The organism is Yeosuana aromativorans, from assembly GCF_014646655.1.
GTDB classification, from domain to species: Bacteria; Bacteroidota; Bacteroidia; order Flavobacteriales; family Flavobacteriaceae; genus Yeosuana; species Yeosuana aromativorans.
Genome location: NZ_BMNR01000002.1, coordinates 288532 through 314356, shown reverse-complemented (window position 1 = coordinate 314356; position 25825 = coordinate 288532). Strand labels below are relative to the sequence as shown.

Here is a 25825-nt window from a genome sequence, read left to right as displayed (position 1 = left end):
TAAATGCCAAATCAAGTCAAGATCATTGAATGCCCAAGGGATGCCATGCAAGGCATCAAGGATTTTATTCCAACAAAGCAAAAAGTACAGTATATCCAGTCATTGCTTCGTGTGGGATTTGATACCATTGATTTTGGAAGTTTTGTTTCGCCCAAGGCCATTCCGCAGATGGTTGATACAGCAGAAGTTTTATCGCAACTTGATTTAAGCAAAACAACCAGTAAATTGCTTGCCATTGTAGCTAATGAACGTGGAGCAGAGGATGCCTCAAAACACAAGGCAATTGATTATTTGGGTTATCCGTTTTCTATTTCTGAGAATTTCCAAATGCGTAACACCCATAAAACCATTGCACAGTCTGTTATCACTTTGGAGCATATTTTAAACATAGCCAATAAAAGCGGTAAAGAAGTGGTTGTATATATTTCCATGGGATTTGGAAACCCTTATGGCGACCCATGGAATGTTGATATAGTAGGGCAGTGGACAGAGCGTTTAAGTGAAATGGGAGTGAGGATAGTTTCTTTAAGCGATACTATAGGAAGTTCCAATCCAGACAATATCCAGTATTTGTTTTCAAATTTAATTCCTTTGTATCCCAATATTGAATTTGGAGCTCATTTGCATACTGTGGCTAGTAGTTGGTTTGAAAAAATTGATGCGGCTTATCAGGCAGGATGTATGCGTTTTGATGGGGCTATCCAAGGATTTGGAGGTTGTCCCATGGCCAAGGATGAACTTACCGGGAATATGCCTACTGAAAAATTATTATCCTATTTTACTTCTAAAAAATGTAATGCCTTAGATGCGTTAAGTTTTGAAAGCGCTCACAATGAGGCCACCAAAATCTTTTCGGTATACCATTAATTCATGTTTATTTAAAATTATTCTAAATAAGTTTGTTTAAAATGATTTTCAGCTGTATATTTGCTGTCGAAAATTAACCTTATTTATAATTAGTCTAAATAAAAACACATGAAGACACTATCAACATTTTTAACAGTTTTAATGAGTGCAGTTGCATTTGCACAAACAGCACCAGATTCATTACAAATCAATCCCCAAAGTCAACAAAATGCGGCGCAACGGATTTTGTCTGGTAATGTAAGCAGTGGTGTCACTGTTGGTGGATATGGAGAAATTACATATAACCAACCCGAAGGCGATAATGGTACTTTGGATGTTCATAGAATGGTATTACTTTTTGGATATAAATTTAATGACAAAGTACAATTTGTCACAGAAGTTGAGTTAGAACATGTTGAAGAGGTTTATGTTGAACAAGCCTTTTTACAATATAGCCTAAACGATCATATCAATTTGCGAGGTGGTTTAATGTTAGTGCCTATGGGTATTATTAATGAATATCATGAACCAACAACATTTAATGGTGTTGATAGGCCTAATGTTGATAAAAGTATTGTACCTTCTACTTGGAGAGAAATAGGATTTGGAGTATCCGGTAGATTTAATGAAGTTTCATTAGGATATCAAGCGTATGTATTTAATGGTTTTAAATCGGTAAATTCTGATGGAAATGGAAACATTACTTCAGGTTTATTGGGTGGAAGTAATGGCTTACGCGGAGGTAGGCAAAAAGGGATTGAATCTACCGTAAACAAGCCAACATTTTCTGCCAAGTTAGATTATTATGGTTTACCAGGTTTGCGTTTAGGACTGTCTGGCTATTTTGGCCGTACACAAGCTGGAGATGATGTGGATGCAATTACTGGAGCTGATGTTGGTATTTCTATGATAGGCGTTGATGCGCGTTACGCCTATCAACGGTTTACAGCTAGAGGCCAGTTTGTTAACGCAAGTATTTCTGATACAGAGGCTTATAATAATTTAAATGGAACAAACTTGGGCAGTCAATTGCAAGGATGGTATCTAGAAGCGGCCTATAATCTGCTGCCAATAGAAAAACAACAACAACTTTTTGCCTTTGCACGGTATGAAGATTATAATACCCATGCTGGTGTAGAAGGAGGTTTAGTAAAAAACAATGCATATGACAGAAATGATTGGACCTTAGGATTAAGTTACAAAATAGCTCCTGGAGCTGTGGTGAAGGCAGATTATCAAGTTAAGGACAATGCATCTTCTGTTATGGTTCCTAACCAATTAAACTTTGGCTTGGGTGTCTGGTTTTAAAATCACACCAATATAAATACTTGTAATATCATTACAATCTCAACTATTTAAAAAAAGCTAAGATTGAATGTAGTAAAAAATGGTTGTAATGATATTACATTTTAAAATTAAAAATTTACTTTTACTCAATGGGTTTAAAAAATTTATTTTTTCTGATTTTATCATTAACATTACTTTCTTTTAGCCTTCCAAAAACTATTCAAAAGAAAGTGGATGCTGAAATTACAGAAACATTCCATATAGAAAAATTTGAATTTACCGAAGTAAACTTTCCAGTAGAAGTAACTGCAACATTACCTTCTAGCTTTGGAAGCGATCATTTTTTTAAAATTGAAAAAGAAAACAGCTTGTTAGGATATGCCTATGTGTCCAAAGCGCCTAGTAAGACCGATAATTTTGACTATTTGGTGTTGTTGGACCCCAAACTTGTAATCATTAAGACTAAAGTTTTGGTATACCGAGAAGACTATGGGGGTGAAATAGGCAGTAAACGTTGGCTCAAACAATTTATAGGTAAGACCAAAGATGATGATTTGCGGTATGGTGATAATGTTGTGGTAATATCTGGAGCAACCATTTCTGTTAAATCCTTTACTGAAGCTATCAATAATTTATTGAAGTCACTTAAAATACTACATTCAAAACAGCTCTTATAAATGCAACTCAATGGTCTCATATATACATTGCCAAAAGAACTTAAGCTACTGATCGGTGCTTTTATAATAGTGTTAAGTATTGGTTTTTATACTGGCTTATTATTTGTGGAGAAAACATCTTCAGCAAATCCACATGGTATTGAAGAACAATATTTGGGCAATGAACAAGATGAAAATGCCGAAGTTATGCGCTTTAAAAAAAGTGACAATGAAATGTTGACACTGGTTCATAATCATATCTTGTCCATGTCCGTTATTTTCTTTTTGTTGGGTCTTTTGGTGTCCATCACACAACTCCCTAAAAAAGTCAAATTGTTTTTAATGGTTGAACCATTGCTTTCAGTATTTCTAACCTTTGGAGGCTTATACTTACTCTGGAAAGGTTTTCTTTGGATGAAATACATCGTCATGTTTTCAGGACTGTTGATGACAGTGTCATTTACCCTTTCGGTAATTATTATCTTAAAACAATTGCTTAAAGAACAATATATTTGAAAGTAATACATTGTAATTGCAGCTAATGGTGAAATGGATATCCTTTATATTTCTTTTTAGTTTGTCCAATAACATTTCTGCTAAGGAATGGAAAAGTTTAAAAGCTTATCAAAACACGACACACCACAAAATACTAACACCATCTGATTGGCTTAAAACAGATAGAACCCATAATACTGCGATTTGGCAACAGGCCAACATATACAACCTGCTTAATAATCTGCCTAAAGAATACAGAAGAATACAAGAGCGAAGAGATTTTTATGAGTGGTTATATGATACATTAAATAGCCGAGGACATGAAATTGTTTGGATAGAAATGGCCCATTTTATTTCCAAAAAAATGCGTTTGCTCGAAACCTTTCCCTGTGCATTATTCATTCATAAAAAAATTGTTGTGTATGCCAATGAAGGTAGTCAAGCGGTTTTTAACAATGCATTTAAGGAATTGAAGGAGCTATTTAACTCAAAAAACGTATTAAAAGGGGATTCTGCAATTCAATGGGACCAAAAAATGTCTTATAAGGAACAATATATATGGTTGGATAGTTTGTACAAAACGATTGATTCGAAAAGTTTAAAAACCATTGAGCACATGGCAAAAGGTAAGTTTTTGTATGGTTTGGCAGTTCCAAAAGCAATTCGTTTCAAAGGTGATATATCCAATCCAAAAGACCGCTATAATTATGCTACAGGGCCACTTAGGGATTATTGTAAAGTCTTATATAAAGATTAACAGGTTTCATTTTAATCCAAATGAAAAAAATGCGTATTTTTGCACGCAATTATAACGTAATTGCATCATGACCGCACATCAAAATAAAATCTTAGGAGAAGGATTAACCTACGATGACGTACTATTAGTCCCAGCATTTTCAGAAGTTCTTCCGCGCGAAGTCAATATCCAAACAAAATTTACAAGAAACATTACCATTAATGTACCGATTATTTCGGCTGCTATGGATACGGTTACCGAAAGCAAAATGGCTATTGCCATGGCACAAGAGGGTGGTATTGGTGTGCTGCACAAAAACATGACTATTGAAGCTCAGGCTTTAAAAGTTAGAAAAGTAAAACGGGCTGAAAGCGGTATGATCATCGACCCTGTTACCTTACCATTAACAGCTACTGTTAAAGATGCAAAGCAAAATATGGCAGAGCACAGTATTGGTGGAATTCCGATTATTGATGAAGATGGAACATTAAAGGGAATTGTTACCAACCGTGATTTACGTTTTGAACATGATAAGAAACGCCCTATTGTTGAGGTAATGACAAGCAAAAACTTGGTAACAGCCGCCGTAGGGACGTCTTTAAAAGATGCCGAGATTATTCTCCAACAGCATAAAATTGAAAAACTGCTCATTGTTGATGATAATTACAAACTATCGGGCTTGATAACATTTAGGGATATTACAAAACTAAGTCAAAAGCCTAATGCCAACAAAGATGAATATGGTCGGTTACGTGTGGCGGCGGCTATTGGTGTTACAGCTGATGCAGTAGAACGTGCTGAAGCATTGGTACATGCAGGTGTTGATGCTGTGGTTATTGATACAGCTCATGGTCATACCAAGGGTGTAGTATCGGTTTTAAAAGAAATCAAATCAAAATTTCCGCAACTTGAAGTTATTGTAGGGAACATAGCCACTGCTGATGCGGCCAAATATTTAGTTGAAGCTGGAGCCGATGCTGTAAAAGTGGGTATTGGTCCAGGCTCTATCTGTACTACACGTGTTATTGCAGGTGTTGGATTTCCTCAGTTTTCAGCTGTATTGGAAGTTGCTGCAGCTATTAAAGGTACGGGTGTTCCTGTAATTGCCGATGGAGGTATTCGTTACACGGGCGATATTCCTAAAGCTATAGCTGCCGGAGCCGATAGTGTTATGTTAGGATCATTATTGGCAGGAACCAAAGAATCACCGGGAGAAACCATTATTTATGAAGGTCGAAAATTTAAATCCTATCGTGGTATGGGTTCTGTGGAAGCTATGAAACAAGGCAGTAAAGATCGTTATTTTCAGGATGTAGAAGATGATATTAAAAAATTGGTTCCAGAGGGAATTGTAGGACGTGTACCGTATAAAGGTGATTTATACGAAAGCATTCATCAGTTTATTGGTGGGCTTCGTGCCGGTATGGGTTATTGTGGCGCCAAAGACATTGCAACCTTAAAGGAAAACGGACGCTTTATAAAAATAACCGCTAGCGGAATTAATGAAAGCCATCCGCATGATGTGACCATTACCAATGAGTCTCCTAATTATTCTAGATAGTTTTGGTATTCTGAAGTGATAAAAACCATTTTGTTATAAAGTTGTTTTTACTACAACTGATTTTATTCATTTGGTTCAATATGAATCAGAACATGTCCTAAATTGGATATTTCAGATCTCAAATGGTCTTTTAACCTATGGGCAATCTCGTGTCCTTCTTTTACTGGAATTTCACCATCAACAATGGCGTGTAAGTCTACGTGATATTTCATTCCTGCCTTTCGGATAAAGCATTTTTCAGTCCCTAATATGCCATTAACTTCAATAGATTCTTTGCGAATATCTTCTAAAAGATCATCATATAAGTGCTCATCCATAATCTCACCCAAAGCAGGTCTAAAAATCAAATAGCTGTTGTACAAAATAAATCCTGAGGCAAACAAGGCCGCCCAATCATCAGCGTTTTCATAGCCTTTTCCAAATGCTATTGCTATTGAAATTCCAATAAATGCCATGACAGACGTAATAGCATCACTTCTATGATGCCAAGCATCGGCTTTAAGTGAGGAGCTATTGGTTTCCTTGCTTTTTTTGATTACAATACGAAACGAAATTTCTTTCCACAAAATGATACAGCCTAAAACAAGTAATGTCCAAGGTTTTGGTGTTTTGTGTGGTGTTTGAATGTTTAAAATGCTTTCATAAGCAATAATTGTAGCAGAAGTGACAAGAAACGCAACAACCAAAAATGTTATCAAGGGCTCAATTCTACCGTGACCGTAAGGATGGTTTTCATCAGCCGGCCGTTTGGCATATTTAAATCCCAATAAAACTATGAGTGATGCAAAAATATCGGTAGTTGATTCAATGGCATCTGCAATGAGGGCATAAGAATTACCAAAGAAACCCGCCATACCTTTAATAATTGCCAAACAGGTATTTCCTATGATGCTGAAATAAGTGGTTCGTATGGCAGTTTGTTCGTTACTCATTTTTGTTAAGCAAAGGTTTATATTTTTTTACGAAATAAAAATTCAACAAGTTCCTTTAGGGTTTTAGTCGTCTTACAACGACTTTTTTAAAGTCAATTGGATACCCTTCATACTGCAATAAAATTCTACCTTCAGTAATTGAAGGTTCAACTCCTTTGTTAACCAATTTGCCATTTAACTCTTGCGTAACAATTCCATTGCTAACCGTAACGACCATAGTGTTCCATTTTCCAATGGGTTTGCTTGCATCTTCAAAACGTTTGGAAACAACACTTCTGCCAGGCTCAGTCCTGGTCCCGTTGATTTTTAAGGTAGTATCTTGAAGCAAAATAAAATCTCCGGTTGCACCTTCCTTAATTTGGAACTGTATGCCTTTGGGCCATAACATATCTGGTGCTTCAAACGGAACCAAATACATCACACCGCTATTTTTTTTATCACTTTTTCTAATAACTGAAGGGTCAATATTCCATCTAAATGTTACGGTCAATTTAAAATTACTGAATGATTGCTCAGACATTAAATAACCTGCATTCTTGCCGTAAAGTCTAATTATATGATGTTCAACATTAAAAAGATCAGAAGCATGCTTGTGTTTACCGGATTCTACTTGGTAAGCATACCAGCCATCTAAATTTTTCTTGTTAAAAAGGTTAATAGTTGATTGGGCTTCAATCAACTGAGGAAGTATTAAAAAAATACAGACCATCATTTTCAAAGGGAAATTCATGTAAAGATTATTAGTTGAGGATAAAAGTAAGCAAAATCAATAAGAAACTAATAGGTATATACTTTAAGCCCGATGTTTTTTTAAAGCATCTCGTATGGCAATCATATGCTGTTCATCAACAACCAAAAAAGCAATGTAAAGGTTGTCGTTTAAATTATCGACATTGTGATGGTGACGGTGATTTTTCAAGTTTAATAAATTGTTTTTAAATGAATTTTATGGTGTTGTGTTAAAAGGTTAGCAGTTGTTCCAATTACTAAAATTACTGTGAATGTCCACTTTAACTTTATAAAGATTCACTCTAGGTCAACGACCATCAGAAACGTTTAAATTGATAACCTCTTTTCTTTAGCTTGGTGATGAGACTATTAAGACACAGGTATAGTTTGTCCTTTCGTAATGGACTTGTGCCAGGATGGATAAGCAGATGAAAACCATTCATGCCATGGTTTTTTTCATAGTTGAAGATACTTTTTAAAATGGTTTTACTAGAGCGATAATTGGGCATATCTGGGGTGGTGTAATCAGCATTGGATAGTGTGCCAGTTGAAAAATTAATGGTTATTTGGTTTAGTTCTTTTGCAAGAGCCACAACTTTTTTGTTGTACCACTCGTAGGGTGGCATAAAATATCGGGGAGTTACACCAAAGGTTTTCAGGGCACTAATATTTTTTGAGATATCTTGTTTTATGGTATTAGGCGATTGAAGCAAGCTATCTCGTTTTGTCCAATCACAATATAGAAGATGGTTGTTGGAATGCGCACCAACATAGTGTCCTGCGTTTATGATGCGTTTTGTTAGAGCAGTTTGTTCACGAATAAAGTCACCCGTTAGAAAAAACGAAGCCTTAACGTTCTGTTTTTTCAATACATGAAGAACATGTGGAAAGCCATCATATGTGTTGTGTCCACTAAAGCAAAGATAAATAGTCTTTTTAAGGGTGTCTGATCGAACCAAGGCGCCTTGTGCATCTACAATACCTTGGGCTTGTATAATATTAAATGGAAGAATAAGCAGAAAGAGGAGATATTTATTCATTAAGATAGGTCAAAATAAGTAATAATTCCGCAGAGCCATCCAAGGTGGGTTCATTCGTGCTATAATCCATCCAATCATCCCTATATTTGATATGTTCTGGTTGTAGCTGTAAATATTCATCTGGTTCCGAGAGTTCAATGGCAATCATTTTTTTAAGGATGGTGGACCAAATAGGGCCATCTACCAAACTCCCCTTAATTGTGTCTTTATTGATTCTCCAAAATGGCATATGCACATCCGTTGGTGTGTCGGCATGTTCTGGAATACCAGTTATCATACTCGAACCCCATGGATTGAGCCCTAATAACCAATTGACATGATCTTGCATTAGGGGCCGATATTCCTTAGAACCGGTCATGGCTTCAAAGAGCATGCATTGCGTGGCTACGGCAGCAGCAAGATTATTTGAACACCACACAAACAGTTGTCCAACACCATATGGGTTTTCATCTGCTTTCTTCTGGATACGGTCTAGGTTATGCTTGTAATAAGCAATCATCTGCTTTTTGTCTTGGTCACTTCCCACTTGCCATAGGGCATAATGCCCCATATTAACAAAAGGATACATTTCGTAGTGATTGGTTGTATCACGTTCCATCCAAGACCATGTTCCAATAATCGTGGCATAGTTACGTGCATCCTTAAGAAGGTTCTTTTTTCTTGAAATCTTATACAATTGTGCAGCGGCCCATTCCATATCATCGGCCCACGTGTTTTCCTCATAACGGTAAGGCGCTCCAAAACTGTTCCCTTGTTGATAGCCTTCCTTTTCCTGTCCCATTTTGTAAAGTTCCTTGGCCGCTTTTAAGCAGGTTTTTGCAAATGTTTCGTAACCTTTTAGGTTACTAAAAATCTCATATCCCAATGCGAGGGTTGCAGATGAGCGTCCTGCTATATTGGAAACACCCATTGCTTGGCTTTTGTATTTGGAAAGTCCTTGGGGCTTGCCCGTGGCAAAATAAACAGGTCGAAAACTGTTGGGACCCCAACCGTAATCTGCATTGTCTTCGTTTGGGAGCTTAAAACCTCTGTGATCCCTATCATCAGCAACTTGATGGTACAACTCATTGGGCTTGGGATGCAGTTTTAAAATCCATTCAAGACCCCATTTGGCTTCATCCAAAATATCGGGAAGCCCATTAGCACCTTTTAGCCCCCTATCATTAAATTCGTCCTTAAAGTGTTTAGGGTTTATTTGATAGGCCATAAGCATTCTTGCTGTTGTGTTGCTCCCAGTGATAAGATATTTTAGTTGATCGCCGGCATCATGCCAACCTCCAGTAGCATCGATTTGGGTGGAGTCTGGTCTAATGCCAAAGAAGCTTAAACCATCCTTTTGGTGACAATATGCTTTAATGTGGGGATTAAATCCACAGCGTTGAGTTCGTATAAAACCAATAACATCCTCTTGCCAGGCAGGATATGAGCCAATATTGAAGGGTTTGCTTACAATCGCAGTGTTTTGAAGTTCAAAGTAATACGTTCCTTTGTCAATTAAATCGGTAAAATCAACCATATAGTAATAAGAAAAGGGCGGCCAAGGATCTTTGCTTGGGATGGCTGCATATGTTTTTAATAGGTCGCCACTTTTGTTTTTTAAAAGCAGAATGGGAGCTGTCAAGGCTTCTTTGCTCAATATAAGAGCCTTTTTGGGCATGTTTGGAAGATATCCAGCTAAATTGACTCTAATTTCAACATCAACTTCTGCTTTCACGATACAAGAAATGCAAAACAGGATGATGAGCATGGTTATTTTAAAACCTTTTACCATATTTTATGATGATTTAATTGTATTTAAAAATAGGGAATTTGCTATTGCCTACAATGCAAGACTAAACAATATCTTTATAAACAACACCCCTATGCGGTTTTAAGGCATCTCGTATAGCAATCATATGCTGTTCATCAACTACCAAAAACACTGTGGAATGGTTGTCGTTTATATGTTCAACACCAGTAATGGTGACCGGTGATTTTTCAAGTTTAATAAATTGTTTTAAATGGATTTCATGGTGCTGTGCAATTTTGCTGGCATCAGGACCACGAAAATCCCAAATGAGTTTTAATTTACGCAAGAGATATCGGCTTTAAAATTTTAAAAAAAACAAAGATACTAAAGATGACTTACATCCGTTTGTTAAACAACTTGTAATATAGGTTTATATTGCTATTTTTGTACCAATAGTTTTAATTTATCCTTAAATGACCTTACGACATGTCACGCTCTTAGCAGCGGTTTTGCTGTTTTCAAAAGTTCAGTCGCAATCCAATTCAAAAGATGTTCTTTTTACCATTGATGACGAGCCAGTTTATGCTTCAGAATTCATTAGGGTTTACAATAAAAACTTGGATCTTGTTCAAGATGAATCCCAAAAAAATATTGATGAGTATTTAACGCTTTTCACTAATTATAAACTTAAGTTGAAAGAAGCAGAATCATTAGGTCTTCAAAATAAAACATCTTATAAAAGAGAGCTGGATAGCTATAAAAAACAACTCGCACAAAATTTTGTAACCGACACAACCATAACGGAATCCTTGGTCAAGGAAGCTTATGACAGAATTTTAAATGAAGTAAAAGTGAGCCATATATTGGTTAGGCTTCCAGAGAATGCCAGTCCACAAGATACTTTGGTGGCCTACAACAACATCATGAAATTACGTGACAGGGCAATCAAGGAAGGGTTTGATAAGGTAAGAAAGGAAGTCCATAACGGGCAAACCATTTTTGGCGAGGATTTGGGTTATTTTTCTGCCTTCAGAATGGTATATCCTTTTGAAAGTGCTGCTTACAACGCCAAAGTTGGTGAGATTTCAATGCCGTTTAGGACTCGTTTTGGGTATCACATTTTAAAGGTGTATGAAAAGCGAAAATCCCGCGGAGAAGTTACCGTTGCACATATCATGGTAGCCAATAAACAAGGTGATTCCATTTCCAATGCGGCAGAAACACGCATCAATGACATTTATAAAAAATTACAGCAAGGTGAGGATTTTGAGGCTTTGGCCAAACAGTTTTCTGAAGATCCTAGTTCTGCCAATAAAGGCGGGATGCTTTCGCCGTTTTCGGCCGGTCAATTAAGTTCACAAGTATTTGAAGAGGCTGCATTTGGTTTGAAAAACATTGGTGACATTTCAAAACCAGTCCAATCAAAATTTGGTTGGCATATCATCAAGTTATATGATAAAAAACCGGTTCAACCTTTTTTGGATATGAAACCAGAACTGGAAATGAAGGTGAAACGTGACGATAGGTCTCATTTAATTGATGATGCCTTGTTTGACAAGTTAAAATTGAAGTACCATATAACAGATAAGCAACCTGTATTAGATTATTTTGAGTCTATTTTAAATGATGACTATTTTAAAAGAACTTGGAAACTTCCTAACAATTTTGAGAAAAAGCAACCGTTGGTTACAATTGGCGAAAAGCAATTGACATTTCAGGATTTTGGGGATTATTTGGTTGACAGCCAAAGAACAGGTCAAGCTAAATCATCATTTAAAGACCTTATTTCAAAACTGTATCACGATTTTTTGTTTCAAAACTTAATGCAATATCAAGAAGACCATCTAGAATTTGAAAACAAGGATTTTGCAAATATAGTAAATGAATACCGTGATGGACTATTGTTATTTGACCTTATGGATTCAACAATATGGAATGCTTCTAAAACTGATACAACGGAAATAGAAAATTATTATAAGGCTCATAAAGACGCTTATGTTTGGCCAGATAGAATTGATGCTGTTGTGGCATCATCAACTGACCAAGATGTTTTAAAAAGCGTTGCAAAATTATTACAAAAAGGCACCGATCTTGACACGATTAAAGCTAAGTTTAATACAAACGGCAAAGTGCAGGTTATTTTTACGATGTCTGTTATGGATGCTCAAAATCAGGCATTGCCTCCCCATTTTAAATTTAAAAAAGGAATTTCAAAAATTTACAAACACAATGACTCCTATGTCATCGTTCAAGTAAAGGATATCTTTCCAAGTACGTTGAAGTCTTTTGATGAAGCCAAGGGAGCCATCATCAGTGATTATCAAACATATAAAGAAAATAAATGGATTGACGATCTACGCCATAAATATAATGTGTCCATTAATCAACAAGTTCTGGATAAAGTTAGGTCAGAATTAAACAACAAGAATTAAGTGAAATCTAGGTTATACATCATATTGTTGCTGTTAGTAGCAGTTACGTCCTGTAAATTCTTTAAGGAAACGGACGACAGGATTCGTGTGGCTCGAGTAAATGATACGTACCTATATTATGATGATATAAAAGATTTAGTGACCGAGGGTACTTCCAAGGAAGACAGTACACTGTTGGTTCAAAACTTTATTAAGCGTTGGGCAACGCAACAATTGCTGGTTGATGGTGCCAAATTAAACTTAAGCCAAAGCCAACAAGATGCGTTTGATAAACTGGTTGTGCAGTACAAAAATGATTTATATACCAAAGCATATGTTGAAGCATTGGTAGAAAGAAACATTGATAGCACGGTGACCCAAGAAGAAGCAGAAGAATATTACAACGCCAACAAGGATGTGTTTAAGTTAAATGAAGAACTTATCAAGTTTCGTTATATACATGTTAATCAAAACATCATAGATTTTAAAAACATAGAACAAAAGTTCAAACGGTTCAATAGTGAGGACAAAAAACAACTGGATTCCATATCCATTCAGTTTAAATCCTATTCATTGAATGACTCCATTTGGATCAAGGTAAGCCAAGTAATAAATAAAATTCCGGTCATAAATGCTGAAAACAAAAATGAACTGTTAAAAAAATCTAATTTTGTACAGCTCAAAGATTCATTAGGAGTATATTTGATGCAGATAAATGATGTCTTATTGCGTAACGATACAGCACCGTTGGAATACGTTAAGCCAACCATAGATCAAATTGTTATCAATAAGAGAAAATTGGAACTCATTAAAGAATTAGAAAAAGATATCACAAAGGATGCCATTAAGAACAATCAATTCGAAATTTACAATTAATTTGAAACACATATTAGCTTTAACCGTAACGTTGTTTGCAATTCACGTTACATCAGCTCAAGAGATTATCAATGATGAAGTAAAAGACACCATCAAGGCAATAGACTCTGTAAAAACCATTGCAACCCCTCAAGTAAAAGATACCACAAACACCTTTAAACCAGTAAAAGTTGATGGCGTTGCCGCCGTTGTGGGCGATTTTATCATTTTGGATTCTGATATCGATAAGGCATACCTTCAATTGCAAGCACAAGGTGTAAATACCAAAGAAATACCAAGATGCCAATTGTTTGGTAAGTTACTGGAAGATAAATTATATGCTCACCATGCAATACAGGATAGTTTGCCAGTATCAGATGCAGAAATTCGTCAAAATATAGATTATCAAATCGAGCAATTTTTGCAATCAACCAACGGTTCCATGGAGAAGCTATTGGAGATTTATAATAAGGAAGACGAAAAAAGCTTGAGAGAGGAAATGTTTGAAATCAACAAAAACAATGAATTGGCCAGAAAAATGCAGGCTAAAATAGTTGAGGATGTTGAGGTAACACCAGAGGAAGTCAGGGAGTTTTTCAATAAAATACCAAAAGACGAGCGTCCTACATTTGGAACCGAACTTAAGGTGGCACAAATTGTTGTAGAGCCAAAAGTCACCGAAGAAGAGAAGCAGCGCGTTATCAACCAGTTAAAACAATTTAAAGCCGATGTACTTGAAAACGGTGCCAGTTTTCGTTCAAAAGTAGTATTGTATTCAGATGATAAGGCATCCATAAGTACAGGTGGAAAATATACTTTGGACAGGAAAAAACCAAGAATGGTCAAGGAGTTCAGGCAAGTAGCTTTTTCACTTCAAGAAGGTGAAATATCAGAACCGTTTGAAACCGATTTTGGATATCATATTATCTATTGTGAAAAAATCAGAGGGCAAGAGTATGATATAAGACATATTTTGTTGATTCCAAAAGTGTCTGATGAGGCCATCAAAGAAGCGCGTGAGCGTATTGAAAAAATAAGACAGCGTATTGTTGATGGTGATATTTCGTTCGCAGATGCAGCACGGGAATCAAGTGATGAAAAAGAGACAAGGAATGACGGCGGACAATTGATAAATCCACAGACCCAAGATTATAATTTTGAATTGACAAAAATGGATCCAGAGTTATATTCGCAAATTCAGAACTTAAAAGACGGTGAAGTTAGTTTGGTGCAAACAGAAACGGATAGGACCGGAAAAGTTAAGTTTAAAATATTAATGGTTACAGACAGAATAGATGAGCACGTAGCCGATTATGCCCGAGATTATTTGAAAATCAAAGAACAGGCGCTTAACGAGAAAAAACTTAAAGCTATAGAAAAATGGCAAAATGATAAGATTATGGATACCTATATAAAAATAGCGGACGCCTATAAAGATTGTGATTTTGCAAGTAATTGGTTAAAAAAATAATATATGTCTGATGTAGCTGCCATTAAACAATTTGTAAAAAAATATCAAGATTTAAAAACTGAAATTGCCAAGATTATAGTTGGTCAAGATGATGTTGTAAATCAAATATTGATTTCTATTTTTTCTGGTGGTCATTCCTTGCTTATTGGTGTTCCCGGATTGGCAAAAACCTTAATGGTCAATACTATTGCACAGGCTCTTGGACTGGATTTTAAACGGATTCAATTTACACCAGATTTGATGCCCAGTGATATCCTTGGAAGTGAAATCTTAGATGAAAACAGGCATTTCCATTTTGTAAAAGGTCCTATTTTTTCCAATATTATTTTAGCAGACGAAATCAATAGAACGCCACCAAAAACGCAAGCAGCTCTATTGGAAGCCATGCAAGAGCGCGCCGTAACTGTTGCTGGCCATCATTATGAGTTGAGTTTGCCTTATTTTGTGCTAGCCACCCAAAACCCAATAGAACAAGAAGGCACGTATCCACTGCCAGAAGCTCAATTAGACCGCTTCATGTTTGCTGTAAATTTAGATTACCCTTCATTTGAAGAAGAAGTACAGGTGGTCAAATCCACAACGACTGATGATAAACAAAAAGTCAATGCATTGTTTACAGCAGATGATATTATAGAGTTTCAACATCTCATACGTCGTATCCCTGTTGCTGATAACGTCATTGAGTACGCGGTATCCATGGTAGGCAAAACAAGACCAAACAGTCAATCGGCGAGTGACTTGGTTAAAAACTATTTGGATTGGGGAGCTGGTCCTCGTGCTTCACAAAACTTAATTTTGGCTGCCAAAACGCATGCGGCCATTCACGGTAAATTTTCTCCAGACATTGAAGATGTCCAAGCCGTTGCAAGCAGCATTCTTAGGCATCGGATCATTAAAAACTACAAAGCAGAAGCTGAAGGTATAACCGACGACCAGATAATAAGGAGTTTGTTTTAAATAACTAAATCATTACGGTTGCTAAATTGGTATTTTTTTCTCAAAAAGATGAAAAAAATACAATCATACTATTTTATTATAGTTTTATTATAAATTAATATAAAGTATTGACGTATTACGTCTATTATTTTTAAAACTTTGCATTAATTTCATAAATTTGCAACACTTTTTATAAACCAAAATAAATTTAATAGAACTTATGGCATTTGACATCGACATGATTAAGGGCGTATACAGCAAAATGGCTGAACACGTTGATAAAGCTCGTGAAATAGTAGGTAAACCATTGACCCTTTCTGAAAAGATTTTGTATTCACATCTTTGGGATGGAAGTCCTACAAAAGCCTTTGTAAGAGGCAAGGATTATGTTGATTTTGCACCAGATAGGATTGCGTGTCAAGATGCTACTGCCCAAATGGCTTTATTACAATTTATGCAAGCAGGAAAACCTAAGGTAGCCGTGCCAACTACAGTACATTGTGATCATTTGATTCAAGCCAAACAAGGTGCTGCATTAGATTTGAAACGCGCCAATGAAACCAGCAATGAAGTTTTTGATTTTCTTGCTTCAGTATCAAACAAATATGGTATTGGATTTTGGAAACCAGGAGCAGGAATTATTCATCAAGTCGTATTGGAAAACTATGCGTTTCCAGGCGGTATGATGATTGGAACAGACTCTCATACGGTTAATGCCGGCGGATTAGGTATGGTGGCCATTGGTGTAGGTGGAGCAGATGCAGTTGATGTAATGGCCGGGATGGCTTGGGAATTAAAATTTCCAAAACTCATTGGGGTTAAGTTAATAGGAAAGCTTAATGGTTGGACATCAGCCAAGGATGTGATTCTTAAAGTAGCAGGTATTCTTACTGTAAAAGGAGGAACTGGTGCTATTGTTGAATATTTTGGACCTGGAGCAAAATCCATGTCCTGCACAGGAAAAGGAACCATTTGTAATATGGGCGCAGAAATAGGTGCTACCACATCAACTTTTGGATATGATGAGTCTATGGAGCGTTATTTACGCGCTACAGACAGAGCTGATGTAGCAGATGCTGCAAACAAAGTAAAAGAGTATTTAACTGCCGACCCAGAAGTATATGCCAATCCTGAGCAATATTTCGATCAAGTAATTGAATTGGATTTAGATACTTTAAAACCACATCTAAATGGTCCTTTTACTCCAGATTTAGCAACACCTGTTGGTGAGCTTGGAGAAAAAGCAAGAGCTAATGGTTGGCCTATTAAAGTGGATTGGGGATTGATAGGGTCTTGTACCAATTCTTCTTATGAAGATTTAACGCGTGCCTCTTCCATAGCTAAACAAGCTGTTGACAAAAAAATAAAACCAAAATCTGACTTTGGAATCAATCCAGGGTCTGAACAAATTAGATATACGGCAGAACGTGATGGTATTCTAAAGATTTTTGAAGATTTGGATGCCACGATATTTACCAATGCTTGTGGACCATGTATTGGTCAATGGGATAGAAGTGATGTAAAAGGTGATGAAAAAAATACCATTGTACATTCTTTTAACAGAAACTTTTCAAAACGTGCAGATGGCAATCCAAATACACATGCCTTTGTAGGATCACCGGAGATGGTTGCGGCAATCGCCATTTCGGGACGATTGGATTTTAATCCTATGACAGATACGCTTATCAATGAAGAAGGTGTTGAAGTTAAATTGGACGAGCCAAAAGGAATTGAATTACCACCAACTGGATTTGCTGTTGAAGACGCTGGTTATGTAAAACCTATGGAAGATGGTAGTGGTGTAAAAGTATCTGTTAGTCCAACATCAGAACGTTTGCAATTATTGGAGCCTTTTGAACCAATTGGATCAAAAATTGAAAGTGCTAAACTATTGATTAAAGCTTTTGGAAAATGTACTACGGATCATATTTCCATGGCTGGACCTTGGTTGCGTTTCCGCGGTCATTTGGATAATATATCAAATAACTGTTTAATTGGAGCTGTTAATGCATTCAACCAAAAAACAAATTTTGTAAAAAACCAATTAACTGGTGAATATGGTGGTGTGCCTGATGTACAACGTCAGTATAAAGCCAAAGGAATCAAAACGATTGTTGTTGGTGACCATAACTATGGAGAAGGGTCTTCAAGAGAACATGCCGCTATGGAACCAAGACATTTAGGTGTGGCAGCTGTTATTGTAAAATCATTTGCACGTATTCATGAAACTAACCTTAAAAAACAAGGTATGTTGGCCTTAACTTTCGCCAATGAAAATGATTATGATTTAATACAAGAAGACGATATGTTTAACTTTATTGATTTGAATGAATTTGCTCCAGACAAACCATTAACCCTAGAAGCAATTCATGCAGATGGAAGTAAAGATTTAATCAAGCTTAATCATACTTACAATGATGCACAAATAGCTTGGTATAATGAGGGGTCTGCTTTAAATTTAATTAAAAAGCAAAATGCATCGTAAATAGTCATTTTAGATATTAAAAAAATCCAGCTTCCAGGCTGGATTTTTTGTTTTAAGGGCAACAATAAAAACTTTTATAATTGTATTTTTACAAAAACACGTAATATGAATTCCAGAGACAACCAACTAAAAGCTTTTGATAGATTATTGACCATTATGGATGACTTGCGTGCGCAATGTCCGTGGGATAAAAAGCAAACCATGGAAACCTTGAGACATTTAACTATAGAAGAAACATATGAGCTAGGTGATGCTATTTTGGATAATGATTTAGAAGAAGTTAAAAAGGAATTGGGCGATGTTTTGTTGCACATTGTTTTCTATTCAAAAATAGGAAGTGAGACCAACGATTTTGATATTGCTGATGTGTGTAATGGTATTTGTGAAAAATTAATTAGCAGACATCCACATATCTATGGAGACGTTAAGGTTGAAAATGAAGACGATGTCAAGCGCAATTGGGAAAATTTAAAGCTAAAGGAAGGTAAAAAAAGTGTATTGGAAGGTGTTCCCAACAGTTTGCCTGCTCTGGTAAAAGCCAATAGAATTCAAGAGAAGGTAGCAGGAATTGGTTTTGATTGGGAAGAGCCCAATCAGGTCTGGGAGAAAGTCGTTGAGGAACTCAATGAGTTTAAGGCAGAAGTAGATAAAGGTAATAAGGATGCCATGGAAAGCGAGTTTGGAGATGTGTTGTTTTCAATGGTAAACTATGCTAGGTTTTTAAAAATAAATCCAGAAAATGCTCTGGAACGAACCAATAAAAAATTTTCAAAACGCTTTCAATACCTAGAAGAAAAAGCACAAGCAATAAAAAAGCCTTTAAAAGAGATGACTTTAGCTGAAATGGATGTGTTTTGGGAAGAAGCCAAAAAGATTTAATATTCTCTTCTATTAAAAGACATATAAGCCCTTAAATAAATACTATAATAACCTATAAATACTATTTCATCGACTATTTTTGATTGTTATGCAGAATTAATCTTAGTGATAGTTTAAATAACTAATTTTAGCAAAATTCCATTTTCTTGAATATTTAATGTTAGGCAAAAAATTTATATTTCTGACGCTTATTATTGCAGGACTTATTTTATGTAATAATACAAAGGCTCAAACAAGTAATGAACCACCGGTATTAACTGCCACAGGAAATAAAATGTACTGTCCGTTAAGCCAAATCAATGTGGTAACCGATTTTGATATTGTTGATCCTGATGATACTTCAATAGCGGCTGTTTATATCCAAATATCAACAGGATATGATTTAGGATATGATGTATTGACCTTAACAGGAAATCATCCAAACATTACAACATCTTGGAGTTCAATAGAAGGAAAGTTAACCTTGAAAGGATTAGGTGGGGCTCAAGCTCAATATGTTGATTTAATCGCGGCAGTAAAAGATGTTATTTTTAAAAGCACTAACCCAAATCCTACTGATAAGTCGTTTTCTTTTACCATAGGAGACGCTAATTATTTACCAACAACTGGCCATTATTATCAATATGTGCCAGCATTAGGAATTACTTGGACTGCCGCTAAAGCAGCAGCAGAGATTAGAACCTATTTCGGCTTGCAAGGTTATTTGGCTACTATAACATCACCAGAAGAAGCACAATTGTCTGGTGAACAGGCAGCTGGAGCTGGTTGGATAGGGGGGAGTGATGCACAAACAGAAGGAACATGGAAATGGGTAACGGGTCCTGAAAATGGAGATATTTTTTGGATTGGTACAGGAACAAACGGCTATGCTCCAAATAATGCTTTTTCATTTTGGAATACAAATAATTTTGAACCAAATCAAGCAGGTGATGAAGATTATGCACATGTTACAGCACCTGGAGTTGGAATTCCAGGCTCTTGGAACGATTTATCTAATACTGGGGCTACTTCTGGTGATTACCAGCCAAAGGGATATATTGTTGAATATGGGGGTATGCCTGGTGATCCAGTTCTAAATATTTCAGCTAGTACACAAATTTATGTAAATACTATTGATGATTACACAGATGCAACGAGATGTGGTCCTGGTTCAGTTACTTTACAAGCAACGTCATTATATGGAACAGTTCTGTGGTTTGATGCTCCTACTGGTGGTAACCAAGTTGGAAGTGGTTCAAGCTATATAACGCCCAATTTAAAATCAACAACAACTTACTATGCGCTGCCGTCAGCTAATGGTTGCACAGACGGTTATAGGACACCAGTTGTCGCTACAATCAATACTATTCCAACAATCCTATCAATAACTGAAAATCTGGTTTGTGAATCAGGTTCAGCTACCTTATCTGCAACAGCATCTGCAGGTGTAGTTAATTGGTATGATAGCTTGACAGGAGGAAATTTGGTTTCAACGGGAAATTCATTCACCACACCATCTTTGACAAACACAACCACCTATTATGTGGATGCTACATCAAACGGCTGTACAACAGCAAGTAAAACGGCCGTTACACTTACGGTTCAGAAAACGCCAATCCCCAGCACTGCAAATGCTACACAGCGTTTTTGTGATATTGATAATGCAACGGTTGCAGATTTACAAATAACAGGTTCAAATGTTCTTTGGTATGATTTGGCTTCAGGAGGAACCCCGTTAAATCAAACCGATCAATTGGTTACTGCAACCTATTATGCCTCACAGACTATTAATACATGCGAAAGCCCTATACGGTTACCTGTTAATGTGATAATTGATGAAACGGTTGTTCCACTAAATGCTTCGGAAATACCTGTACTGGAAGAGTGTGATGACATTTTGGATGGTGATGATACCAATGGTTTTACCACATTTGATTTAACATCTAACGAAACTGTACTTTTAAACGGAATGGCAGCTACAGATTTTTCATTTGAATATTTCACCGATGCAGCTTATAGTGATCCAATTTCAAATCCATCAGCTTTTATTAACACTGTACAAAATGGCCAAACCATTTACGTTAGGATTGTAAACAACAGCCATAATGCTTGTTACACAGATACCCAAATGGATATTAAAGTAAACGAGCTTCCTGTTATTCAATCCAGTATCGTGTTTAAAAACTGTGATGAAGATGGTGTTCCAGACGGTTTTACTGATTATAATTTAGATGAAGCCAATGATGTCCTTTCCAATAATAATTCAGCGGGTTTAACATTCTCTTACTATGCAACATATAGCAATGCTGACGCTGGTATAAATGCTATTAGTAGTATATATAATAACGCTTCAGGCAATACCGTTTTTGCAAGAGTTGAAAATGTAAATGGCTGCTACCGGATTGCCACAGTTAATTTACAGGTGTCCACTACAAAAATCCCCAATGGTTTTGTTGAGGAACTGGATACTTGTGATGATGATGATACAATAGACGGATTTCATGAGTTTGATTTAACTCAAGCTTCTAATGCGTTTATATCCCTGTTTCCTTTGGGACAAAATTTAAGTGTTCATTATTTTAGAAATTTAAGTGACGCCCAGCTGGAACAAAATGAAATTTTAAATCAATCTGCATATATAAACGAAACAAGTTTTTCACAAATCCTGTATGTACGTGTTGAAAGTGACGACAATGGCACTTGTTTTGGATTGGGACCTCATTTGCTGTTAACGGTACACCCAAGACCAGAATTTGAGGTAGATAATTCCGCCATTTATTGTTTGGATAACAATCCTATTACATTGACTACATTTAATCCTAATGGTAGCTATACCTATGAATGGGAAGATGATAACGGTCAAATTGTTAGTGATTTGCCGTATGCTGAAGTGGTTTCTGGGGGAAATTATACGGTTGTAGCCACCTCTGGTTTTGGTTGTGAGTCCTTTCCTGTGTCTTTTACTGTGGTAGAATCTGCCATTGCAAATATAGGTCTAGACGATGTTACCATTGTGGAATTATCAAATAACAACAGCATTACCATTAATAATGATAATAATAATCTTGGGATAGGAGATTATGAATTTGCTTTGGATAACATCAATGGGCCCTATCAAGATCAACCTTATTTTGATAGAGTAGGAGCCGGAAGCCATATGATTTATGTTAAAGATAAAAATCTATGTGGAATAGCTGAATTGCAAGTTTTTATCCTTGGATTCCCAAAATTTTTCACACCTAATAATGATGGCAGTAATGATACCTGGCAGATAAAAGGACTGGGTTCTGATTATGCCAATACGTCTGTTGTTAGTATCTATGATAGGTATGGAAAATTAATCAAACAGTTGAATGCAAAGAATGGAGCTTGGGATGGTACGTTTAATGGTCAAAAATTAGCTGCGTCAGATTATTGGTTTGTAGCTCAACTGGTTAAAATGACTGGCGAAGTGCGATTGTTTAGGGGGCATTTTAGCTTGGTGAGGTAATCAAAACAGGTCACTCAACGCTTTAGCAACCCCATCATTTTTATTGGTATCCGTTATCTGTTTTGCTATTTTCAAAACATGGTCGTTGGCGTTTGCAACCGCAATTCCCAATCCTACGGCTTTAAGCATTTCAATGTCATTATAATTGTCGCCAAAAGCGACAACATTATCAATTGTTATATCTGGATAACAGTGGTTTATTAATGTTTCTATAGCTGTTTTTTTCGATATGGAACGATGTGAAATTTCTATATAGGTAGGTTTTGACCTATATAGAATTATCTCATTTGAATGGTTTCCTTCAAGAAATTCATATAAAACATCAATCTCATGTTCTTCTCCCATGCACATAATTTTATGGGCCTCTTTTCCTTCTTGCTTCCAAGCTTTTAAAACCTCATGGTTGGATCTCACAATAGGTTCTACCTTTGTGTTGTAAATTTCCCTATTCGCCCAATAATCCAACGATGGTACGTACCATTCATCATGATGGTATAAACTTAAATGAATACTGGTTCCAACACATGTCTCTATTGTAGATTCTAAAACACTGTTCTTGATAACTGTACTTTCAATAACCGCATTATTATCTAAAATCAAACCCCCATTGTATGCAATTATTGGCGTGTTTGTATTACCTATTTTTTCTTGTAAATGCCGCATAGCTTTTGGCATTCTTGAAGAAATTAAGATAAAAGGAATGTGTGACAGACGGTTAATTTCTTTTATGGTTGACAGCGATAATTCCCGGTCCTTATTGAGTAAGGTACCATCTATATCACTACAAATTAAGCTCAAATTCATATTTTGTTTTTAATAAACCTGGTCGCAAAAGTAAGAAAGAATACCTTGTATTAAAATGAATAAGTAATAGTAATTGTCAGTTGTTTTATTCAAAATAATCCAAAATAGGTTTTTGTTCGTATATAAATTGATGATGGTTCTTTATAAACCGGTTAATAGCAATACAATACTTCTTATATTAAGATCACATCATTTTCTTTCCTTTTTTGGAAATGAACAATAAGTTAGTTAGGGGCTAAAATCCTACTTGTTATGTTTCATAGACCATACAAGTAGGATTTAGTTTTTTCAATGGATTAGTAGAGTTCCTTTATTTTGCTGAGTTTTGTTTTCCAAAGTTTTAATGATTCCTTGTGGCTTTTGATGTTGTTATGAACTTCTTTGACCAACGGGTTATCATCATCAACATTGGTAAAAAACTGCAGATTGTTTTCTAACTGATTGATTTGGCTCTTGACTTCATCTATTTTTTTGCGAATAAAAGACCGTTCATTATCAAGATTTTGGTTGTCATCTTCATTACTTAAGATCTCCAGTTTATTCTCAAATTTTATAAGCTCAATTTCGTTTCTGTTCATTTTTAATTTTGAGAACAGTTCATCTAGTCCCTTATTGAACTTACTTTCTATATAGCGCTTATCATTTGGAACTCTCCCAATGCTTTTCCAGTTGGAGATCAAGTCATTTATCACGGGCAGGTCTTTGTCTTTATCGCCAGACAATTTTAGGTCCTTAATGGATTCTAACAATTCATTTTTCTTGTTAAACGCTTCAATTTCAACTTTGTTAGCTGCATTTTTAGAGGCGTGGAGTTTATCAAAAAAATGATTACAGGCTGTTTTGAATTGTTTCCATATTTTATCACTGTCCTTTCTGGGAACATGGCCAATTTTTTTCCAATCACTTTGTATCTTTTTCATTAAGGCTATCGTGGTTGGAATATCTTCATTGTCTTTATTGTCTTCAGCAATTTGGATAAGCTCTAGCTTTTTTTGAAGATTTTTGTACTGTTCTTTTTTGAGACCTTTGTAAAACGCATTTTTCTTTTTGTTGAATGTTCTTACGGCATCCTTAAATTTAGACCACGTTTCTTCGTTGTCTTTTAAAGGCACTTTTCCCGCATTAAAAAATGCTTCTCTTAATGTTTCTACTTCTTTGATTTTCTTTTGCCAAGTGCTATGTGTATTGGTGTCTTCTTGACCAATAGCTTCAATTTTTGAAACAATTTCCAGTTTCTTTTCAAGGTTTTTTTCATAAACCTTATCTATTTCACTAAAGTATTTCTGACGCTTTTCATTGATGATTTTTGTAGATGCTTTAAAGCGTTCCCAAATCTCTTCTCTATGCTCTCTGGCAACCGGACCAAGCTCTTCTTTCCACATTTTGTGGAGTTCTTGCAATTCCCTGAAAGCTCTTGTTACATTGTCGTCTTTGGCCAATTCTTCGGCTCGCTCAATGATTTTTAATTTCTTTTCTAAATTATGCTTGAAATCCAAATCCCTTAAATCCCTGTTGAGATGCAAAAAGTCATAAAACATTTCAACATGGTGATGGTAACTGTTCCATGCATTATTGTATTTATCTCTTGGAATAGGGCCAGTATTTCTCCAGCGTTCCTGTAGGTCTTTAAAGTGTTTGTAGGTTGTGTTTATGTTTTCCTCAACATTAATCAAACCTTTCAACTCCTCAATAATTTCAAGCTTGTCTGCTAGATTTTGCTTAAGATTTTGCTCAATGCTTTTGTAATGCTCGTGAAGTTTGGTCTTGTACTCCTTGTAAACGGTTTTAAAACGTTTCTGTACCGGACTTGAATAATAAAAATCAATTTCATTGCCGCCATCTGATAAAAACTCTTCTTTTTTCTCTTCTAATAGCGCATTGAATTTGGTTTTGAACTCACTGTTAATTTGGTTAACGTGGTTTTTTATTGCTTGTACTTTTTCGTTTTTAACCAGTTTTTCCAACTCAATTGTAAGCGCATCCAGCGACATGGTGTCATAGTCCTTAAATGCTATGGTGTGTCTATCTTTATGACCTTCATCTTCTGCGTCCTCAGCATTGGAGTCGTCAATCTCATTCATGACTTCATCGTTATCATCTTGCTTATCAGATTGATCTTTCTTGGACTCAATTGTTTTAGTAGTTTCCGTTGAAACAACAGAAGTGTCACTAGGCGTATCTGTTATATCCTTATCTTTTGAAGATGCTGTCGTCTTGTCTTCTGTTTTTTTTGCATCTGCCTTAGGTTCCTCAACAGTCTTTTCGTCTATTTCATTAACAGGTTTTTCAGCAGTGTTTTCTAATGATGGCTCATTAGCAATTACCTGTTTCTTGACCTTACTGGTTGATGCTTTAGTTTCTTTTGTTCCATCTGCTTCTTGCAGGTTATCTAGCTCTGACATTTTATAAATGTTTTAGGTTCTTTAATCTCTTTATTGTTTAAATATAGTAACAACTGCAGTATTTACAAAAGAGAGAATGAATTTTAATGCTTAAATTATTGA

At 35.9% G+C, this 25825-nt stretch carries 20 protein-coding genes; 13 read left to right on the top strand and 7 right to left on the bottom strand.

The annotated features are described in order from the left end of the window. Positions 1-3: 3 nt before the first annotated feature. From IEW94_RS04670 to guaB, 6 genes are all read left to right on the top strand, one after another. Positions 4-867 (top strand): hydroxymethylglutaryl-CoA lyase, encoded by an 864-nt coding sequence (locus IEW94_RS04670; protein WP_188650516.1) that lies wholly within the window; start codon positions 4-6, stop codon positions 865-867. Between the two features lie 108 nt (positions 868-975). After that, positions 976-2154, top strand: a complete 1179-nt coding sequence (locus IEW94_RS04665) for a putative porin (RefSeq protein ID WP_188650514.1) — start codon at positions 976-978, stop codon at positions 2152-2154. 128 nt (positions 2155-2282) lie between these two features. Next, a complete protein-coding gene (locus IEW94_RS04660) occupies positions 2283-2810 on the top strand; it encodes an FMN-binding protein (RefSeq protein WP_188650512.1) in 528 nt (175 codons plus the stop codon). Continuing rightward, complete coding sequence (locus IEW94_RS04655) at positions 2811-3305, top strand: Aq_1264-related membrane protein (protein WP_188650510.1); 495 nt, start codon at positions 2811-2813, stop codon at positions 3303-3305. 25 nt (positions 3306-3330) lie between these two features. Next, positions 3331-4041, top strand: a complete 711-nt coding sequence (locus IEW94_RS04650) for an Insecticidal toxin complex protein (RefSeq protein WP_188650508.1) — start codon at positions 3331-3333, stop codon at positions 4039-4041. Between the two features lie 67 nt (positions 4042-4108). Next, positions 4109-5581: an IMP dehydrogenase gene (gene guaB / locus IEW94_RS04645; protein ID WP_188650506.1), complete on the top strand. Its 1473-nt coding sequence runs from the start codon at positions 4109-4111 to the stop codon at positions 5579-5581. Between the two features lie 62 nt (positions 5582-5643). On the opposite strand, the gene IEW94_RS04640 is transcribed toward guaB, so the two are convergent. The 5 genes from IEW94_RS04640 to IEW94_RS04620 form a co-directional block, all read right to left on the bottom strand. Next, the gene (locus IEW94_RS04640; RefSeq protein ID WP_188650504.1) at positions 5644-6513 is read right to left on the bottom strand and encodes a cation diffusion facilitator family transporter; all 870 of its coding nucleotides are present in this window, start codon (positions 6511-6513) and stop codon (positions 5644-5646) included. Between the two features lie 55 nt (positions 6514-6568). Beyond that, complete coding sequence (locus IEW94_RS04635) at positions 6569-7225, bottom strand: 3-keto-disaccharide hydrolase (RefSeq protein WP_229669449.1); 657 nt, start codon at positions 7223-7225, stop codon at positions 6569-6571. A gap of 334 nt (positions 7226-7559) precedes the next feature. Beyond that, a complete protein-coding gene (locus IEW94_RS04630) occupies positions 7560-8282 on the bottom strand; it encodes a polysaccharide deacetylase family protein (RefSeq protein WP_188650502.1) in 723 nt (240 codons plus the stop codon). Next, the gene (locus IEW94_RS04625) at positions 8275-10053 is read right to left on the bottom strand and encodes a glycoside hydrolase family 9 protein (protein WP_188650500.1); all 1779 of its coding nucleotides are present in this window, start codon (positions 10051-10053) and stop codon (positions 8275-8277) included. Before IEW94_RS04625 ends, IEW94_RS04630 begins: the two co-directional genes overlap by 8 nt. Positions 10054-10114: 61 nt before the next feature. Further along, positions 10115-10357 (bottom strand): hypothetical protein, encoded by a 243-nt coding sequence (locus tag IEW94_RS04620; RefSeq protein WP_188650498.1) that lies wholly within the window; start codon positions 10355-10357, stop codon positions 10115-10117. A 127-nt stretch (positions 10358-10484) separates the two neighbouring features. Between IEW94_RS04620 and IEW94_RS04615 the strand changes: the two genes are divergently transcribed. The 7 genes from IEW94_RS04615 (at position 10485) to IEW94_RS04585 (ending at position 22517) form a co-directional block, all read left to right on the top strand. Further along, entirely contained in the window at positions 10485-12443 is a 1959-nt protein-coding gene (locus IEW94_RS04615) for a peptidylprolyl isomerase (RefSeq protein WP_188650496.1), read from the top strand. Beyond that, positions 12444-13298 carry a peptidyl-prolyl cis-trans isomerase gene (locus tag IEW94_RS04610; protein WP_229669448.1) on the top strand — a complete coding sequence of 285 codons (855 nt, stop codon included), beginning with the start codon at positions 12444-12446 and terminating at the stop codon, positions 13296-13298. Further along, positions 13261-14748: a peptidylprolyl isomerase gene (locus IEW94_RS04605; protein ID WP_188650494.1), complete on the top strand. Its 1488-nt coding sequence runs from the start codon at positions 13261-13263 to the stop codon at positions 14746-14748. Before IEW94_RS04610 ends, IEW94_RS04605 begins: the two co-directional genes overlap by 38 nt. Positions 14749-14751: 3 nt before the next feature. Beyond that, positions 14752-15705, top strand: coding sequence for an AAA family ATPase (locus IEW94_RS04600; RefSeq protein WP_188650492.1), 954 nt, complete (start codon positions 14752-14754; stop codon positions 15703-15705). A 199-nt stretch (positions 15706-15904) separates the two neighbouring features. Continuing rightward, positions 15905-18169 (top strand): aconitate hydratase, encoded by a 2265-nt coding sequence (locus IEW94_RS04595; RefSeq protein ID WP_188650490.1) that lies wholly within the window; start codon positions 15905-15907, stop codon positions 18167-18169. 105 nt (positions 18170-18274) lie between these two features. Then, entirely contained in the window at positions 18275-19048 is a 774-nt protein-coding gene (gene mazG / locus IEW94_RS04590; protein ID WP_188650488.1) for a nucleoside triphosphate pyrophosphohydrolase, read from the top strand. Positions 19049-19205: 157 nt separating this feature from the next. Beyond that, positions 19206-22517 (top strand): FIDD domain-containing protein, encoded by a 3312-nt coding sequence (locus tag IEW94_RS04585; RefSeq protein WP_188650487.1) that lies wholly within the window; start codon positions 19206-19208, stop codon positions 22515-22517. Here IEW94_RS04585 and IEW94_RS04580 read toward each other — a convergent pair whose 3' ends face one another. Together IEW94_RS04580 and IEW94_RS04575 are read right to left on the bottom strand one after the other, a co-directional pair. Further along, positions 22518-23321 (bottom strand): Cof-type HAD-IIB family hydrolase, encoded by an 804-nt coding sequence (locus IEW94_RS04580; RefSeq protein WP_188650484.1) that lies wholly within the window; start codon positions 23319-23321, stop codon positions 22518-22520. It abuts the gene before it with no gap. A gap of 296 nt (positions 23322-23617) precedes the next feature. After that, a complete protein-coding gene (locus IEW94_RS04575) occupies positions 23618-25723 on the bottom strand; it encodes a DUF349 domain-containing protein (RefSeq protein ID WP_188650482.1) in 2106 nt (701 codons plus the stop codon). Positions 25724-25825 lie beyond the last annotated feature (102 nt).